The organism is Acinetobacter sp. YH12086 (assembly GCF_013419345.1).
Taxonomy (GTDB): domain Bacteria; phylum Pseudomonadota; class Gammaproteobacteria; order Pseudomonadales; family Moraxellaceae; genus Acinetobacter; species Acinetobacter amyesii.
In genome coordinates, this window is the sequence record NZ_VPAF01000013.1 from 72,127 (window position 1) to 89,516 (window position 17,390).

The window sequence follows — 17,390 nt, forward strand, 5'->3', positions numbered from 1 at the left end:
TAAATTTACTAAGTGACAGTCATGTAAGATGGTTTACTATAAAGATTATATAGCACTAAGACAAATTTTGGAGGAGAATTTTAATGTCAGAAGGTAAACAGATTCAGCGTAGTGTTTTCTTTGTTTCGGATGGTACCGCGATTACCGCAGAAACCCTTGGACACTCACTGTTAGCCCAGTTCCCTCATGTAGATTTTGACATTCATATTATTCCATATATTACCTCTGAAGAAGCTGCTACAAATGTGGTTGCAGAGATCAATCTTAGAGCGCAGCAAGACGGTCAAAAGCCTTTGGTGTTTGATACCCTTGTAGACCCGTATGTACGTGACATTATTAATACTGCAAATGCGATAAATCTTGATGTTTTTGAAGGGCTTATTAGTAAATTGTCGGACGAGTTGGGTACAGCTCCTACGACTTTAGTCGGTCAAACCCATGCAGTAACAGATTCTGAGTCTTATAAAGCACGTATTGATGCGGTGCATTTTGCTTTAGATAACGATGATGGGGCACGTACTCGTCATTATGATAAAGCCGATTTGATTTTAATTGGAGTATCACGTTCGGGTAAAACACCAACTTCAATCTATCTCTCTTTGCAATTTGGTATTCGTGTAGCGAACTATCCTTTAACAGAAGAAGATTTGGATGACAACCGTTTACCTACAGTTTTACGTGAGCACAAACATAAGTTGTTTGGCTTGATGATTGATGCAGAGCGCCTTGTAGCAATTCGTTCAGAGCGTAAGGCCAATAGTCGTTATGCAAGTTTTAGTCAGTGCCAAATGGAACTACGTGCGATTGAAGGTATTTATATTTCTGAAGGAATCAAATACTTAAATGTGTCTGAAATGTCGATTGAAGAAATTTCAACACGTGTTTTACAAATGACCGGACTGAAGCGTCGCATTGGTTAAGTGTAAATTGAGCCACTTTGGTGGCTCTTCTGATAATAATAAATTACCGTATAAATTATATAAAAATAGTATTAATTTCTGGTTTGTCATACTTTTAATGAATGATAAATATTTAAGATATTGATGAAAATTTTCCTCAATATTTAGACTTAAATTTTAAGCAATTTTTGCATTCATTTGTGTACCAATTCGATAAATTTCTTTGCCTAAAAATTTATAAAATATGGCCAAATTGACAGCACAAATCTTTTATAAAAATCCGTGTTTTGCTGTATTTTTATCTATGAATTAAGCCTGAATAATCCACTTGATATGAGTTGTGTAAATACAAGATTTAGCTGATATGGTTTAATATTTAATCAATTTTTCAAAAATACTGATTTAAATGCTAAAAAAATAGGCAGAAAATAGAATAAAAAATAATCAAACAGTTGCTTTTGGGTGCTAAATATAAAGAAATGGCACCATTTATTTAATTGATGTGAGTGAAAAATATTCAAATTAATAACATTCAGGCTCTAAACCCCGATATAAATTGATATTTAAACTGGATTTCAATCTGTTATTTTCCTATTAAATATAGATAACAATATAGGTAAATATCGGTTGAACATAAGCATCAATATAAATTTTTCAACTTACAGTTAAGGAGTAAATAGAGCTGTGTAAAAAAAATAAGCACTGAAAAAATTATTGGTTTGAAATAAAGTTTTCATGAAGAATTGATCATAACTATTCAAAAAATCGCACCTCTATAAACTCGCTCTATCTGCAGGTGTAGTGCTGATGCATGATTTATGCAATAGAGCTGATAAAGCTATTTTTCATTTATGAGTTTATAAGAATTTTTAGCCTTATCGAATTGAAGTATCCAATATAGTAGGGGAGCTACCAAAAGCCGCCAGAGATGGCTTTTGGTATTGTGATTTTTGATCAATCACAAAAAATTTAATAGATGTCATGTGAAAATAATTGCAATGTCATTACTTTTCTTTGGATTGGTTAGATTCACTGCGAACAATGACATCACACTCAAACGTATGTTCATCTAAAGCCGTGATTGAATTATTCTGAATTTTCGCAATTGGCCAAGTGTTTAAGATGCAGTTGGGCTGCTGTAATGCTGCATAATAATGATCAGATTTTAGGAAGGTTTTGTTCTGAATTGCGGTATTTGGACTGAGTAAATGTCTTAACCAATGGTTCGGCACTTGGTCTTCTAAAAAACGAATCGCCAAAATACTCTTAATACGATTGCTAAATAAACGTCGATTTTTTGCAATCAGTGGGTGCTGGATTAATTTATTCAGTAGACGTTCGGTGCGTGGTAATACAAATTGCGGTTTGATTTGATAGACCATGATGTTATCTGCAACCTGACATAGATGATGCAGTTCAGACACCACATGCTGATCTATCCCAATAATGGCGATTTTTTGATTCTTAAAATCATAATCTTTGATCTGTTCTGAACTGATGATCGTTCCACGAAAGTGTTCAAAATCGTCTACATGATTATTAAAAATATGGTGGGTTGCATCCTGCTTGTTGGCCATATTTATTCCTTATCTTTTCTTTTTTTAGTTGAGTCTTAGATAGGAATATATTCTGTGATGGGCCAGTTGGGGTAAAGCGTTTTTTCAGTCTGATGAGTCATGCAATTTGTCTAGAATTGATTTGCTTGGCCCTTGTCATTTATAGATTTCTAGGAGTGAACTGATTTTTTTATGCGTTGAAGTTCATCTTTCGCTCAAGCAGGTCGAAATAATGAGCGACCTGCATGAACGGCTTTTGAGATCTATAAATTTTGTGAGTTTTAAAGTGGTTCATCATCTTGTGAGCTATAGTCAAGCTGACTCGGGGTTGAATGCTTAAGTTCGGGTTGGTCGGTATGGGTACGTAAATAGTCCATATCACGAATATTCTTTTGTACTGCAACTGCGCCAAACAAACTCATTAAGTAAGCCATCATGTAAAAACCTTTTTCACTTAATGCCAGTTCAGCATTCCATAGGCCAATGGCAAGAAGTACGAGGCAAATAATGACGGATGCCCAGCACAGTCCAAAGTAAATTGCAGTGACATGCATTCCTTCTAAACGGTCACGAATGATTTTTTGTAATGAAACCGATGAAAATAATCCATAGAGCAATAAAATGAGATAAAAGCCTTTTTCATTCAGCATCATATTTGCATTGAATAAACCTATGCAAAACACTACAGCGCCTAAAATGAGGGCACACCAACTTGCTGCGATAAATGCTGGTGTGGGTTTATTAATATATTGGCTCATCTGCTTATTTTTCTCATTGTTTTGCTTGTGTTTAATATTTATACAGGAATAAAAATGAGTAAAGCAATTATTTCGTTGAGGCAATGATGGTTTTTAAGTACAGGTTTGGTCGTTGTTAGCCGAAACCATATTATCTGTTGACTGCTATCCGTCTAAAGAACCACAAAAAATGTAGTCACAATTCTGCCTTTAGACGGATTAAACGCTTGGATTAGATTATTAAGCTTAGAGTCTTAAGCGAGATCATTTTTGATTTGCATTAAACGTTCGAAATTTTCAATGCGCTTATCGGTATCGTAAATGTCGCAGGTGAAAATAAACTCATCAACGTCATATTTAGTGAGTAGGTTTTCTAAACCTGTTCGAACAGTTGCATTTGAACCGACTTGTCCCATAGCGTAGAAATTATCAACAGACAGCTTTTCTGCAGCAGACCATAAGCCTTGCATACTGTCGACCGGAGCTTTGAGTTTTAAACTTTGACCACGCATTAAACCTAAAACCCGTTGGTAAGCACTCGTTGCTAGATATTCTGCTTCTTCATCTGTTTCAGCAACAACCGTTGGTACGCCCATAGACACATAAGGTTGATCTAAATATTCGGATGCTTGGAAATTTTCACGATAGAGCTGAATTGCTTGTCCAAGCATGCGTGGCGCGAAATGTGAAGCAAATGAATAGGGTAGACCTAAACGTGCAGCGAGTTGTGCACTGAACAGACTTGAACCTAAAAGCCATACAGGAACATGTGTATTTTGTCCCGGTGTAGCAATGATGCGCTGCTGTGGCTCAGGTGCTTTGAAGTATTGTAAAATCTCAAGGACATCTTGTGGAAATTGATCTTCGGTTTCCTGACGGCCACGGCGTAAAGCGCGCATGGTGGTTTGGTCAGTACCCGGCGCACGACCTAAGCCGAGTTCAATACGGCCGGGATATAGCGTTTCAAGCGTGCCAAATTGTTCAGCGACAACCAAAGGTGCATGGTTGGGCAACATAATCCCGCCTGAACCGAGCTTGATGGATTGTGTATTTGCTAAGAGATAACCGAGTAAAACCGCAGTTGCAGAACTTGCGATGCCATCCATATTGTGGTGTTCGGCTAACCATAGACGCTCATAGCCAAGTTGTTCTGCTTTCTGTGCTAACTGGAGTGCATGTTTGAGTGAAAATTCGATGGTTTTATCATCTCGAACAGGTGCGAGTTCAAGTATTGAAAATTTTGTATCGGCTAGAGTACGCATGTTTTCTCTCAGAGATCTTTATATCGAAATAATACGATATAAAAAGCTGAATGTATATCGAATAAATTCGATATGGTGTGGGGCGGTGTAAAAAGACAACTTTAGATATATCTAAACTTTTTTTATATACAAAAAAAGCACCCGAAGGTGCTGATTTTTTTCCATTGAAATATATCGATTAACGTTTACCGTTTTTGTACCAACCTAAGTGACGACCATTGTCTCCACGGTAGCCTCGGTCGTGGTAGCTATAATTATTGGTACGATAGCCACGGTTGTTATAACGACGGTCATAGCGATCATCATAACGACCATTATAACGGTCATCATAGCGACGGTCTTCAGACACTTTTTTACCTAGTGCAGAACCACCAGCTGAACCAAGTGCAGCACCGATATAACCACCGTTTGTGCCGCCCATGTTTTTACCTACGGTATAACCACCCGCGCCACCAAGTGCACCACCGATGATGGCACCATTACGGTCACGTTTGTTTGCCGATGCTGCTGCACCTGCACCGCCACCAATTGCTGAACCAATCATTGCGCCAGTTTGGCCGCCAACTTGGTTACCGATTGCTGCACCAACAACACCACCTAAAGCAGATGTTAATGCAGTATTGGTGCTATTACCTGCATGTGTTGCAGTCATAGTAAGTGCTGAAGCGGCAATTGCTGCACTGAATAGAATTTTATTAATTTTCATTTTTAAACTCCTTACGAAGCATGATGTTTATCTGTTGATATCAATATATGAAAACACATAGCGAATATTTGGAGCATGATGTGAAATAAAATACGTGTTCCGTTGCTGCAATGTAAATTTTGCACTTTATTTCTACATGATTGATGACTTGGTTGGAGGGAAGGCAAATCTAAATATTTATCAGGAGCAATAAATAAAGTTGTACTTATCATTTGAAAAAAGGCGATACATAAAAAAAGCACCCGAAGGTGCTATTTTCACTATTCAATAAGGACTCACTAATTTTGAATTAGTGACGACGACGGTAACGTTTTTTGTATTTACGTTCTTGCTGTTTGTCGTAAGCTTTGTCTTTAGAGATTTTATTACCTAGAGCAGCACCACCAGCAGCACCTAGTGCAGAGCCGATGTAACCACCGTTTGTACCGCCCATGCTTTTACCAACGGTATAACCTGTACCACCACCTAAAGCACCGCCGATAGCAGATTCTGTACGGTTACGTTTATTACTTGCTACTGCAGCACCACCAGCACCACCAAGAGCGGCACCAATTGTAGCGCCGGTATTACCGCCCATGTTTTTACCAATTGCAGTACCTGCAACACTACCTAATGCACTAGCTGCAGCAACGCGTGTTGTACTATCTGCATTTGCAGACACAGTGAACATAGAAGCAGTTGCTAGAGTGGCTGTCATTAAAAGAGTATTCAGTTTCATAGTTCACTCCATGTCCTTCATAAACGCGAGGACTTTTTCATAATCATTTCGATGGCAGTAAATGTAACAAAACTATTCGCTATAAATATGGAGAGCTTTCTCTTTATTTGGTGATTTGAGTGTCTAGTTTGTATAAGTTTTATTAATATTGTGAAAAAAATGGTCGAATGCAGAAAATCTGTACGACTTTGTGGAGAAAGGTAGGAGTGATGAATTTCACACTTTCTTATTTCGGGTCATTGATAGGCCAAAAAACAATATATATGTCATTTCAGACCCATTATCGGTACACTAGCCCCATTATTTTGAATTTTGGCATATCCGTGAAAGTTTAGCGGTAGAGCCTGTGTATTGAGATTTTTTGAAAAATGAAAGAATCGTTACGTTTACGATTAGATCAGCTCTCTGACCGTCACGAAGAATTAAATGCATTACTCGCAGATGTAGAAGTCATTTCAGACAACAAACGTTTCCGTCAGTTGTCACGTGAGCATAGTGATTTATCTGAAATCACTGAAGTTTGGAAAAAATACCGTCAAGCTGAAGAAGATATTGAGACTGCTGAAGTAATGATGATGGATCCAGATTTTAAAGAGATGGCCGTTGAGGAAATCAAAGAAAATAAAGCTTTGATCGGTCAGCTTGAAGCAGACTTAAACATTCTGATGATTCCAAAAGATCCGAATGATGCGAACTCTGCTTATTTAGAAATTCGTGCCGGAACAGGTGGTGATGAAGCTGCAATTTTCTCGGGTGACTTGTATCGAATGTACAGTAAATATGCTGAATCACAAGGTTGGCGTATTGAAGTGCTGTCTGAAAATGACGGAGAACATGGCGGTTATAAAGAAGTGATTTGCCTCATCAATGGTGAAGGCGTATATGGTCGTTTGAAATTTGAAAGTGGTGCACATCGTGTACAGCGTGTTCCTGCAACAGAGTCACAAGGTCGTGTTCATACTTCGGCATGTACTGTTGCGATTTTGCCGGAAATTGATGTAGACACCAGTGTTGAAATTAATCCTTCAGAATTACGTATTGATACCTATCGTGCATCTGGTGCGGGTGGTCAGCACATTAACAAAACTGACTCTGCTGTACGTATTACCCATATTCCAACGGGTACAGTTGTAGAATGTCAGGACGAACGTTCACAGCATAAAAACAAAGCCAAAGCGATGGCGCTGTTGGTTTCTCGTTTAGAAAATGCCAAACGCGCAGCGGCAGATGCCGCGACGTCTGAAATGCGTCGTGACTTGGTGGGTTCTGGTGACCGTTCTGAGCGTATTCGTACCTATAACTATCCACAAGGTCGTATGACTGATCATCGTATTAACCTAACACTGTATAAGTTGGATGCAGTGATGGAAGGTGATTTGACTGAATTGCTAGATAGTTTGCATCGTGAATATCAAGCCGATCAGTTGGCGTTATTAGCACAGCAGAATGGTGGCTAATGAATATTGCACAGGCTTTGGCCTATCGTGGTGAACCTGAGAGTTATGAACGTCAGGAAAATGCGTGGTTGTTAGAGCATATCACCAAGATTGATTCTTTTGATTTAATCATGAAAAAGGATCAAGAATTAACAGCTGAGCAAGAACAACAATATGTCGCATCACTTGCACGTATTGCAGCAGGTGAGCCTTTGGCATATGTCACAGGTTCTCAGCCATTTTGGACGCTAGACTTAAAAGTGACTAAAGATACTTTGGTGCCACGTCCTGATACGGAAGTACTTGTTGAAACTGTACTGCGTTTAGAACTTCCTGAAGATGCTCGTGTGGTCGATTTAGGAACAGGAACTGGTGCAGTAGCATTGTCATTAGCCAGTGAACGTCCAGATTGGTCAATTGTGGCTTCGGATATTTATGAACCTACATTGGAAGTTGCTGAATTTAATGCCAAAAAGCATGATCTTGAACATGTGCAGTTTGTCTTAGGTTCTTGGTTAAAACCTTTTGGACGTGCTTTCTTTGATGTAATTGTGTCAAATCCGCCGTATATCGATGCTGATGATGTACACATGAAGGATTTGGCGACAGAGCCTGAACGTGCTTTGGTTGCAGATAATCATGGGCTTGCAGATCTTGAACAAATCATTCTTCAAGCCAAAAAACATTTAACCGTGAATGGTTGGGTGGTGCTCGAACATGGTTATGACCAAGGGGAAGCAGTCAGACATTTGTTCTTACAAGCTGGGTATCGAAATGTTCGGACTGTAAAAGATTATGGTGGCAATGACCGTGTCAGTTTAGGCCAGTGGCAACACTGATTTGGTGTTAGAGAAATAGTCAAAAATAAAGCGCATTGAATGCGCTTTATTTTTTTGTTTTTCAATGCATATGTGAGCATTTGTATGCTTGCATTTGCAAGTGTAGAAAATAGGTTTACTTCACCACATCTTGCCAACGCAGTAGATGTTGTTCTAGATATTTCATCAGGCTATCGGTGATTTTCCCTAAGAGCGCTAATAGAATAATGGCAATAATCACGATATCTGGACGTGAAGTTTCACGACCATCACTGAGCAAATAGCCAATACCTTGCGTGGCTGCAATCAGCTCTGCTGCAATCATAAACATCCATGCCAAACTTAAACTATTGCGTAAGCCTGTAAGTATACCCGGCGATGCTGCAGGTAAAATAATTTCACGAATCTGCCTCAAATATTTCAAACGATAAACTTGAGCAACTTCAATGAGTTTTCGGTCTACGCCTTGAATTGCTGCAACGGTATTGGTATAGGTCGGGAAAAAAGCACCTATGGCAATGAGGGTGATTTTTGAGGATTCATCAATACCTAACCATAAGAGCAGTAAGGGAATCCATGCCAAACTGGGGATAGATTTAATTGCTGAAAATGTAGGTTCCAAAAATGCTTCGGCTTGTTTGTTCAAACCGACTAAGAGTGCAAAAATCAGAGCAAGTCCGCTACCAATAAAAAAGCCTAAAAATACCCGCCAAGTACTGGTCCAGATATGCTGCCAAAGTTCACCTTCAGATAACTCTATAAATGACTGCCAAAGGCTACTCGGAGCAGGGAGTAGATACGGTTCGATAACACTATTTTTGACCAAGATTTCACATAGCAGCAATAAAACCACAGGTAGAGCAAGACCTTTTTAAATCAAGATCAACTTGGGTTTTATATGGTTTGATGAATCGGAAGCGGTCGAAACCGCTGTATCGATTTTGGGTTGAGTCAGTGATGATGACATGTTATTTCACAACCTTTTTCGCATAACGTGCATCAAAAAGTTGATCAATCACTTGATTGACATTGGTACCTTTACGAACTAAATCTTTCTCAGTCAAAATCGTGCCAGATTTCTTTAAGGCCGCAATGTGTTTAGCTGTTGGGATATTTTGCTCAAAGTTGGTACGACTTAACTGCAGCTTGGCAACAGCCAATGGAAGCTTGGACTCACGTGCCAATAATTCGGCTAATTTATTTGGATTGGCTTTGGCCCATTGTCGTGCTTGTTCATAGGCTTTAATCACAGCTTCAACGGCTTCAGGACTTTGCTGGCTAAATTGTTGTTTGGTACTTAAAACGCTATAGCTGTTAAAACCCACATTTCGATAAAGCAAACCGCGCGCCTGATTGTACCTGTGCCGATGCCATGAGTGGATCTAATCCCGCCCATGCATCGACTTGACCACGTTCTAAAGCTGTTTTTCCATCAGGATGTTGTAAATGTACCAATTGCACATCACGTTTATTGAGGCCGACTGTTTCCAAAGACTGCAAAGTAAACATGAATGGATCGGTTCCTTTGGTCGCTGCAATTTTTTTGCCTTTGAGGTCTTTCAGACTTTTAATCGGAGAGTTTTTTGCCACAAGCAATGCCGTCCATTCAGGCTGTGACTGGATGTATACAGTTTTAATCGGACTGCCATTGGCACGACTCAAAACGGCTGCAAGTCCTGCCGTTGAGGCAAAATCCACACTGCCACTATTGAGATATTCGAGTGAGCGATTACTACCTTGGCTAAAGACCCATTTAATTTGTGTTTTGGGTAATGTTTTTTCTAAGAGTTTTTGTTCCTTCACCACTAAACTGGTCGGTGCATAGTAGGCATAATCCAGTTTAAGTGTCGAAGGAATAGCAGCAAAGATAGAGCTACTGAATAGGCTGAATGTCAGCGTAGAAAAAATTAGTTTTGAGCTTTTAAATAGGGAAGTCATATCGTTCACAATCAAGTGTTGAATTATGAGCACATAGATACGACGGAAATATTTCAGAAACAAAACAGAATAAATGCTAAGAATAATAGAAATCGAGATAAGCGTATAAATCAAATATAGGTATTTGATTTAAAATACTTTATTGGATTTAATTGTGATGAAATTTCGTTATATAAATTAATGTGTAAACTTGCATGAAAAATGCTTAGATATTTTAGTGTAAAGAATATTCAAAAATTATAGTGAATTATAGACGTAACATAATCTTTCCAATAAAAAAGCAGCTTTCGCTGCTTTTTATATGTGATCAATACTTACATTGGGTAGTCTTGTAAGCTATCGGAAACTTCAACTTGTTCTAAAGCTGATGTTTCTACTGCAAGACAGTAAGCAATAATTTTTGCAGTTGCATTGACTAAATTTTCATCTTTTGGATTTGCACCTGCTTGAATTGCTTCAATGTCATCTGCTTGGATATCCAGTGCATGAGCAACTTCAACTGCATTTTCAGTGCTAAAAAATTGTGAAATCAAATTTTGCAAATCGATATCTGCAACAGTTTTAAGCTGTTCGTGAAACAGTTCATCAATTGCGTCAATCTGAGTGAAAAGAGAATCTGAAAAGTTTTGAACAAGTTGTTGTTCAAGAACATCAATCATCTTAAGCATAGGAAAGCCTTTCAAGGAGATGCAGGAGAATTAGAAAAAAATAAGCAAAGTGCTTTAAATTGAGTGAAAAATAACCTAATTAGACTAAAGTAGCAATCGTTCAAGGATGAATGGTCAGTCTATTTATTGAATATTTTTAAGTTATTGATTTTCTATCAATTAGATGAATATTCAATTTATAAATAGCGAATATCAAATTTTAGGCCTTGAATTCAGGCGCATTATTTTGTCGATATGCACCAGGACTGACGCCTGTCCATTTTTTAAAAGCCCGATGGAAAGCACTCGGATCATGAAAATTCAGTTCTTCACTGATATCTTGCAAACTTTTATCGGTATGGGTTAAAAAATCGATTGCAGTATCACGTCGGATATCATTTTTGAGTTGTTGATAACTCACACCTTCACTTTTAAGACGGCGATGCATCGTGGCTTCCGACATATTCATTTTGACCGCCAACTCATAAAACTCTAACCATTCGGCAGGAGGAACGTCTAACAGTTGTTTACGAATTTGGCTGCTGAGCGCATACGGGTTTTTAAAGCGTACCAAAAGGTTTTCAGGTGTTTGTTGTAAGAATTGATACCACGAACGTGTGTCTTGCTTGATTGGTAGACTTAAATAACTGGCATCGAGCTGTATGTAGTTTTGACTGGCTTGGTAATGAATATTTTCACAGAAGCGAACTTTGTAGTCGTGATCATCAATAGGTGCATCACATTTTAATTGGATTTGGTTTAATAAAATCCGTTGTCCACTTAGCCAGCACAGTAGCGTATGGATAAGCATTAAATATGTGGCATAGCTGAACATGCGTTTAGGCGCATGTTGGTCATAGATCACGATATAAGCAAAGTGATCTTCAATAGTTAAATCACTATGCAAGTCATCTAAAACCAGATTTAAAAATTGTAAGATTTGCTTGAGTGCATCACCCAAGGTACTGTTATGCATGACCATTTTCGACAGTAGCTTAAAACTACCACGTCGCATGGCATGCCGATCCATGCCAAAAAATTCATCATCCATCACATCTGCAAGATGAGTCCATAAAGCCGCATATTGTGAAACGGAAACTCTGGTCTTACTTGATAGCAGTAACTCTGAGGGTATACCAGACTTTTGTAAAATAGCAGAAATATCAAAGTGCTTTTTTTGCGCATCGTGTAATGCTTCATGCACCAAGTCGATAGAAATCGTCCCTTTACTGTATTCGAGTCCATGCTTCGGCATATGTGCGGATAGGTCCTTGTTCAGAATTGTCCAAATACATCAGAAAAGATGCAACATTTGGAAATTGTACTGAATAAATTCTCTGTTTACTCTGCATCTTAAGTCGAATTTAAAACAAGATATCGTAAATAGGGAAATGCTATGGACATTAAAGGAAAAGTTTTTGTTGTGACAGGTGGTGCATCAGGACTAGGCGCTGCGACAGCAACACATCTGATTGGCCTGGGCGCAAAAGTGATTATTGTGGATATGAATCATGAGCATGGCGAAGCGATGCAACATCAACTGGGTGATCATGCTAAATTTGTTCAATTGGATGTTACCGATGAACAAGCGGTCGGCGCTTTCTTTGCACAAGTTGAAGCAGAATTTGGTCAACTTAATGGCTTAGTGAACTGTGCAGGTATTGCACCCTCTGCAAAAGTTTTAGGTCGTGATGGATTACATGATTTAGCGATGTTCCAAAAAGTATTAAATATTAATGTTTCAGGTACATTCAATATGCTGCGCTATGCGGCACAACTGATTGCTAAATATGAATTAAAAGCAGGTGAAGAAGAGCGTGGCGTGATTGTGAATACGGCATCGGTTGCGGCTTTTGATGGTCAAATTGGTCAGTCGGCTTATGCAGCATCAAAAGGGGCAGTGGTTGCAATGACATTACCTCTTGCACGTGAGCTTGCACGTGAATCAATCCGTGTGATGACCATTGCTCCGGGTATTATGGAAACGCCGATGCTCAAAGGCTTAGCACAAAATGTACAAGATGCTTTGGGGCAAATGGTGCCTTTTCCTCCACGTTTAGCAAAACCACAAGAGTTTGCAAAATTAGTGACGCATATTTTTGAAAATGCTTATCTCAATGGCGAAGTGATACGTCTTGATGGCGCGATCCGTATGCAGCCTAAATAGTTATTTATTAAAACTGCTTATTCAGGCTTCTACGAAGGAGTCTGATCGAGAATAACTTTGTTGACAGTAGCTCATCTCGTTACTTTTGTTTCGGCAAAAGTAACCAAAACCATTGTCATTTGCAAAACTCGTCATCAAATATTTATTGATTTACAGGTTACAGAAACATTAAAGATTAATGGCGTCCTGCCTCAGACAGTTGCAAATGACGTCGGCGTGTATCCAACTTTGTTTTATACAGCCAAAGTATTTTTAATTCCGCAGTTATCCAAAATTTAAAGCTATACGCGCTATAAAAGATTTAGAAAAGGAAGTCTCATGATTTTAAATGATGAACAAAAAATGGTTCAGGACATGATGCGAAGCTATTCGCAAGAAAAACTGAAACCGACGGCTGCAGAGCGTGACAAAACGGCGTCATTTCCTGCACAAGAACTTAAGGAACTGGGTGAGCTAGGTGCTTTAGGCATGACGGTTTCGGATGAATGGGGTGGTGCAGGTTTAGACTATGTGTCTTTGGTTGTTGCCTTAGAAGAAATTGCTGCGGGCGATGGTGCGATTTCCACAATTGTTAGCGTACAAAATTCACTGCCATGTGGCATTACGCAGCGTTATGGTACAGAAGCACAAAAAGAAAAATACTTAAAAAAATTAGCCACTGGCGAATGGTTAGGTTGTTTTTGCCTAACAGAACCACAAGTGGGTTCAGATGCGAGCGCATTGGAATGTAAAGCGGAGCGTGATGGTGATGAGTGGGTGTTAAATGGCACCAAGCAATTTATTACCACAGGAAAACATGCCCAAGTAGCCTTGGTTTTTGCGGTAACGGATAAGTCTGCAGGTAAAAAAGGGATTTCGTGCTTTTTAGTACCGACGGATGCACCGGGTTATATCGTATCGCGATTAGAAGACAAAATGGGTCAGCATTGTTCCGATACAGCAACGATTGTTTTAGATGACTGTCGTATTCCTGCGGATAGTCTTTTAGGCCAAGAGGGTGAAGGCTATAAAATTGCCTTATCAAACCTAGAGTCAGGTCGAATTGGTATTGCAGCGCAGTCTGTGGGTATGGCACGAGCAGCATTAGATGCAGCCGTTGAATATGCCAATGAACGCAAGGCATTCGGCGTAGAGATTGTACAGCATCAGGCCGTGGCATTTCGCCTCGCGGATATGGCTACCCAAATTGAAGCGGCTCGCCAATTGATTTTCCATGCAGCGACGTTAAAAGATGCAGGTTTTCCATGTTTAAAAGAAGCCTCGATGGCGAAACTTTTTGCATCGACGATGGCTGAACGGGTGTGTTCAGATGCGATTCAGATCCATGGGGGCTATGGTTATGTATCTGATTTCCCAGTAGAACGAATTTATCGTGATGTGCGTGTCAGTCAAATCTATGAAGGTGCATCGGACATTCAGCGGCTGGTGATTGCACGTGAAGTCACCAAAGGGTGAAAGGTTAAAAAATAGACTTTAGTCGATGTTCAAACCCTGCAATGGCGTTGATGGTTATGGAAATTGCAGGGCACATCCAAACATGGTTATCTAGGTATAGACAGTCTAAGAATAGGTAATTTACGAATAGATTGTCGAAGAGTATAAGTTTCAAAACTAAAAAACCGACATTGCAATCGGTGTATAGAAAAGCAGTAAAAGCGGATGTGGCAAAGGAATCGTCACTAGTACGCAGCGGTACAACAACAAGATCAATAAACCTCAAAGTCTTGCACTTTGAATCATAGAGAACAGGATAGGAATTGTCGTCATGAAGACACTAGAACAAGCATATCGTGATTTTAATTTTGAAAAAATGGTTGCAGAACAATTGGTCGGTACGCCAAGTTCAATCAATGCTTATGATGAATGTTGTGGGCGCTATGTTGGGCAAAATCGAACTGCACTGATCTGGGAAGGTAAAAATGGTGAATCTGAACAATGGACTTTTGAGCAATTAGATTTAGCTTCTGCACAATTGGCGAATTATTATCAGCGCATTGGGCTAAAAGCAGGTGATTGCATTGCAGGTCTATTACCCCGTACTGCAGAGTTATTGATTACTATTTTGGCAACATGGCGTATAGGGGCAATTTATCAGCCTTTGTTTACGGCATTTGAGTCCAAAGCGATTGAGCATCGGGTGCAAACTGCGGGAACAAAGCTGATTGTAACCAACACTGAGCAACGATCAAAACTTAATCACATTGATTTACCGCATATTTTAAACGTACATGCCGATCAAGCAATTCAAACAGATCCTGACTTTTGGTCAGAGTTGCAATTGCATGACGCCACATTTAACTCAGTTCCCCGTTCATTTGACGATGAATTTTTAATGATGTTTACATCGGGAACGACCGGTTTAGCCAAGTCTGTACCTGTGCCCCACAAAGCGTTATTGGCATTTAAAGGGTATATGACACATGCGGTTGATTTGCGTGATGAAGATTCATTTTGGAATTTGGCAGATCCGGGTTGGGCTTATGGTTTGTACTATGGAATTGCAGGGCCATTAAGTTTAGGACACAGCATTATTATGGATGAACGGGCTTTTAGTGTTGATCATGCACTTCAAGTCATCAAAAAATATAAAGTCAGTAATTTGACCGGTTCTCCAACGGCTTTTCGTATGTTCTTTGGCTTCAAAGAAAAATTTGACGCATCCATAAAATCACATTTACGGGTTGTGAGTAGCGCAGGTGAGCCGCTAACGCCTGAAGTGATTCAATGGTTTAATCACGACTTAAACGTCAATATTTATGACCAATATGGACAAACGGAACTTGGAATGGTGATTGCAAATCATCATGCTTTAGAACACTACAAAAAAGTGGGTTCAGCCGGTTTTGCTATACCGGGTCATCGTTTCGCGGTGCTTAATAAAGACTATCAAGAAATTGAACGCGGTGGCATTGGAACATTGGCATTAGATTGGTCGCAATCTCCACTCATGTGGTTTACAGGCTATGGTGGCAATAACCGTAAAGCCTTTGTCGGGAACTACTATTTAACCGGTGATACCGTTCGTTTAAACGAAGAAGGCGGCATTGATTTTGTTGGTCGTGCAGACGATGTCATTACAACGTCAGGCTATCGTGTAGGACCTTTCGATGTGGAAAGCACATTATTAGAGTGTGAAGAGGTTTTAGAATCGGCAGTTGTCGGTAAGCCTGATCCTGAGCGAACTGAATTGGTTAAAGCTTTTGTGGTATTGAAACCACAATATCAAGCAAGTTCAGAACTCATGGATAAACTACAAGCCTATGTACGATCTCGTTTATCCAAGCATGCTTATCCAAAAGAAATTGAATTTGTAGATGGGTTGCCTAAAACATCGAGTGGAAAAATCCAACGTAACTTGTTAAAGCAACAAGAAGTGGCCAAAGCGCAATTAATTCAAAAGGTCAGTTGAGTCAATTTATATACGCAAAAAAGGCTGCTTGATGCAGCCTTTTTTAAATTGATGTTTGAGCTGGTGAAACCATTCATTCGAGATCATATATGCACTTGACTAACTATGGGACAATCCAAATTAACCTAAAATTAAAGCATTAATTCGAATCAATAAAATCATTTATTCTAAGTTCAGGGTATTATGTTCAGTATCAAGTTCTTGAGTTTTACCCGTTAAATTGCCCTTCAAAACTTTGAATAAATGGGTGACTTTATTGTCTTTGACATTCCAGAATTCTGCACTAATAGCATTAGCTATCAAAACGCGAACAGTAGGATCAGTCTTGCCATCGAACCAGTTTTCAGCCCAAGGATTCCATAATTTATCGATTAGGGCCGCATCTGTACTGATTTCTCCATGAGCACTAATTGATACATAAATATCGTCTGAAGGTTTAGCGAATGCTAATCCAAGATGATTACGACCTGCATTGACTGCCTCTACAAGGTCATTGTTTTCTTTCATAAGAAAATAGATATTTTCATGCTCATTCATTTTATCAGAATTAAGCATGGTCATAGGTTGAGAATGAATTTCTTGCTTGTCAGTGACATGGCTAATCATGGTGAAACGCACGTCTTTAATGAGTTTCCATAATTTTTGTCGCTGATCTTGTTCAACGTATTCTTGTGACATTTTTATTCTCCACTTTTAAGTAATCACTTGGGGGTAAAGGGGTAAATATGACTGAGCACAAAGTATTTGAATAATGTGTGTTAGCTCATAAGTTTATCGAACATATTATGTCAGCAATTTAATTCTCACTGAATTCATACATATACCTACGGATTAAATCTCTTTGCATACATAAACGCTTAAAATGTCTTGAATTAAGTTTTATTTTTTGAAGCTAAGGTAGAAAAGAATCATTAAAATGAATTTAATGTAAGCAGCTCTAGTACAACTAAATATGTTTAAAAATATAACTATATTAAGCCTCTTTCATAAATCAAAAAACGAACAGTCTCTTGCTGATTATTTGTACCGAAGAATTTTAAATATTCATGCATAATCTGCGGATGAAATATATCGATTCAAAGAAGCTTTCTGAAACA

14 protein-coding genes and 2 pseudogenes are annotated in these 17,390 nt (G+C 39.0%); 6 read left to right on the forward strand and 10 right to left on the reverse strand.

The window, feature by feature from the left end; translation table 11 throughout:
* Nucleotides 1-83: 83 nt before the first annotated feature.
* On the forward strand, nucleotides 84-920 hold the full coding sequence (locus tag FTU29_RS13285) for a pyruvate, water dikinase regulatory protein (RefSeq protein WP_180122324.1): 837 nt from the start codon (nucleotides 84-86) through the stop codon (nucleotides 918-920).
* A 983-nt stretch (nucleotides 921-1,903) separates the two neighbouring features.
* Here the strand turns inward: FTU29_RS13285 and FTU29_RS13290 are convergent.
* From FTU29_RS13290 to FTU29_RS13310, 5 genes are all read right to left on the reverse strand, one after another.
* The gene (locus FTU29_RS13290; RefSeq protein WP_180122326.1) at nucleotides 1,904-2,476 is read right to left on the reverse strand and encodes a flavoprotein; all 573 of its coding nucleotides are present in this window, start codon (nucleotides 2,474-2,476) and stop codon (nucleotides 1,904-1,906) included.
* A gap of 260 nt (nucleotides 2,477-2,736) precedes the next feature.
* On the reverse strand, nucleotides 2,737-3,213 hold the full coding sequence (yiaA, locus tag FTU29_RS13295) for an inner membrane protein YiaA (RefSeq protein ID WP_180010362.1): 477 nt from the start codon (nucleotides 3,211-3,213) through the stop codon (nucleotides 2,737-2,739).
* 233 nt (nucleotides 3,214-3,446) lie between these two features.
* A complete protein-coding gene (locus FTU29_RS13300) occupies nucleotides 3,447-4,454 on the reverse strand; it encodes an LLM class flavin-dependent oxidoreductase (protein WP_180122328.1) in 1,008 nt (335 codons plus the stop codon).
* A gap of 178 nt (nucleotides 4,455-4,632) precedes the next feature.
* Complete coding sequence (locus FTU29_RS13305; RefSeq protein ID WP_111884284.1) at nucleotides 4,633-5,160, reverse strand: hypothetical protein; 528 nt, start codon at nucleotides 5,158-5,160, stop codon at nucleotides 4,633-4,635.
* 289 nt (nucleotides 5,161-5,449) lie between these two features.
* On the reverse strand, nucleotides 5,450-5,878 hold the full coding sequence (locus FTU29_RS13310; RefSeq protein WP_078188571.1) for a glycine zipper domain-containing protein: 429 nt from the start codon (nucleotides 5,876-5,878) through the stop codon (nucleotides 5,450-5,452).
* 368 nt (nucleotides 5,879-6,246) lie between these two features.
* Here FTU29_RS13310 and prfA point away from each other — a divergent pair, with 368 nt between their 5' ends.
* Both prfA and prmC read left to right on the forward strand, forming a co-directional pair.
* The gene (gene prfA / locus FTU29_RS13315) at nucleotides 6,247-7,335 is read left to right on the forward strand and encodes a peptide chain release factor 1 (RefSeq protein WP_180122330.1); all 1,089 of its coding nucleotides are present in this window, start codon (nucleotides 6,247-6,249) and stop codon (nucleotides 7,333-7,335) included.
* Nucleotides 7,335-8,153 carry a peptide chain release factor N(5)-glutamine methyltransferase gene (prmC, locus tag FTU29_RS13320; protein WP_180122332.1) on the forward strand — a complete coding sequence of 273 codons (819 nt, stop codon included), beginning with the start codon at nucleotides 7,335-7,337 and terminating at the stop codon, nucleotides 8,151-8,153. Before prfA ends, prmC begins: the two co-directional genes overlap by 1 nt.
* A gap of 115 nt (nucleotides 8,154-8,268) precedes the next feature.
* Here prmC and FTU29_RS13325 read toward each other — a convergent pair.
* The 4 genes and pseudogenes from FTU29_RS13325 to FTU29_RS13340 all read right to left on the reverse strand — a co-directional run.
* Nucleotides 8,269-8,976: pseudogene (locus tag FTU29_RS13325) on the reverse strand (ABC transporter permease); the annotation flags it as partial.
* Nucleotides 8,977-9,100: 124 nt separating this feature from the next.
* Nucleotides 9,101-10,070: pseudogene (locus tag FTU29_RS13330) on the reverse strand (aliphatic sulfonate ABC transporter substrate-binding protein).
* A gap of 314 nt (nucleotides 10,071-10,384) precedes the next feature.
* Nucleotides 10,385-10,738 carry a hypothetical protein gene (locus tag FTU29_RS13335; RefSeq protein WP_168377729.1) on the reverse strand — a complete coding sequence of 118 codons (354 nt, stop codon included), beginning with the start codon at nucleotides 10,736-10,738 and terminating at the stop codon, nucleotides 10,385-10,387.
* Nucleotides 10,739-10,937: 199 nt separating this feature from the next.
* A complete protein-coding gene (locus FTU29_RS13340) occupies nucleotides 10,938-11,972 on the reverse strand; it encodes an AraC family transcriptional regulator (protein ID WP_180122336.1) in 1,035 nt (344 codons plus the stop codon).
* Nucleotides 11,973-12,113: 141 nt separating this feature from the next.
* Between FTU29_RS13340 and FTU29_RS13345 the strand changes: the two genes are divergently transcribed.
* From FTU29_RS13345 to FTU29_RS13355, 3 genes are all read left to right on the forward strand, one after another.
* Entirely contained in the window at nucleotides 12,114-12,884 is a 771-nt protein-coding gene (locus tag FTU29_RS13345) for a 3-hydroxyacyl-CoA dehydrogenase (RefSeq protein WP_180115140.1), read from the forward strand.
* A 318-nt stretch (nucleotides 12,885-13,202) separates the two neighbouring features.
* Complete coding sequence (locus FTU29_RS13350) at nucleotides 13,203-14,339, forward strand: acyl-CoA dehydrogenase family protein (RefSeq protein WP_180023514.1); 1,137 nt, start codon at nucleotides 13,203-13,205, stop codon at nucleotides 14,337-14,339.
* Between the two features lie 310 nt (nucleotides 14,340-14,649).
* Nucleotides 14,650-16,293 carry an AMP-binding protein gene (locus FTU29_RS13355; RefSeq protein ID WP_180122338.1) on the forward strand — a complete coding sequence of 548 codons (1,644 nt, stop codon included), beginning with the start codon at nucleotides 14,650-14,652 and terminating at the stop codon, nucleotides 16,291-16,293.
* 162 nt (nucleotides 16,294-16,455) lie between these two features.
* Here FTU29_RS13355 and FTU29_RS13360 read toward each other — a convergent pair whose 3' ends face one another.
* The gene (locus tag FTU29_RS13360) at nucleotides 16,456-16,971 is read right to left on the reverse strand and encodes a pyridoxamine 5'-phosphate oxidase family protein (protein ID WP_180093583.1); all 516 of its coding nucleotides are present in this window, start codon (nucleotides 16,969-16,971) and stop codon (nucleotides 16,456-16,458) included.
* Between the last annotated feature and the right edge of the window lie 419 nt (nucleotides 16,972-17,390).

Bases quoted from the DNA above. Each gene is read 5' to 3' on its own strand.
- yiaA (WP_180010362.1), bottom strand. From the start codon at position 3,213: ATGAGCCAATATATTAATAAACCCACACCAGCATTTATCGCAGCAAGT.
- FTU29_RS13345 (WP_180115140.1), top strand. From the start codon at position 12,114: ATGGACATTAAAGGAAAAGTTTTTGTTGTGACAGGTGGTGCATCAGGA.
- FTU29_RS13290 (WP_180122326.1), bottom strand. From the start codon at position 2,476: ATGGCCAACAAGCAGGATGCAACCCACCATATTTTTAATAATCATGTA.
- FTU29_RS13340 (WP_180122336.1), bottom strand. From the start codon at position 11,972: ATGCCGAAGCATGGACTCGAATACAGTAAAGGGACGATTTCTATCGAC.
- FTU29_RS13310 (WP_078188571.1), bottom strand. From the start codon at position 5,878: ATGAAACTGAATACTCTTTTAATGACAGCCACTCTAGCAACTGCTTCT.
- FTU29_RS13300 (WP_180122328.1), bottom strand. From the start codon at position 4,454: ATGCGTACTCTAGCCGATACAAAATTTTCAATACTTGAACTCGCACCT.
- FTU29_RS13355 (WP_180122338.1), top strand. From the start codon at position 14,650: ATGAAGACACTAGAACAAGCATATCGTGATTTTAATTTTGAAAAAATG.
- FTU29_RS13350 (WP_180023514.1), top strand. From the start codon at position 13,203: ATGATTTTAAATGATGAACAAAAAATGGTTCAGGACATGATGCGAAGC.
- prfA (WP_180122330.1), top strand. From the start codon at position 6,247: ATGAAAGAATCGTTACGTTTACGATTAGATCAGCTCTCTGACCGTCAC.
- prmC (WP_180122332.1), top strand. From the start codon at position 7,335: ATGAATATTGCACAGGCTTTGGCCTATCGTGGTGAACCTGAGAGTTAT.
- FTU29_RS13305 (WP_111884284.1), bottom strand. From the start codon at position 5,160: ATGAAAATTAATAAAATTCTATTCAGTGCAGCAATTGCCGCTTCAGCA.
- FTU29_RS13360 (WP_180093583.1), bottom strand. From the start codon at position 16,971: ATGTCACAAGAATACGTTGAACAAGATCAGCGACAAAAATTATGGAAA.
- FTU29_RS13335 (WP_168377729.1), bottom strand. From the start codon at position 10,738: ATGCTTAAGATGATTGATGTTCTTGAACAACAACTTGTTCAAAACTTT.
- FTU29_RS13285 (WP_180122324.1), top strand. From the start codon at position 84: ATGTCAGAAGGTAAACAGATTCAGCGTAGTGTTTTCTTTGTTTCGGAT.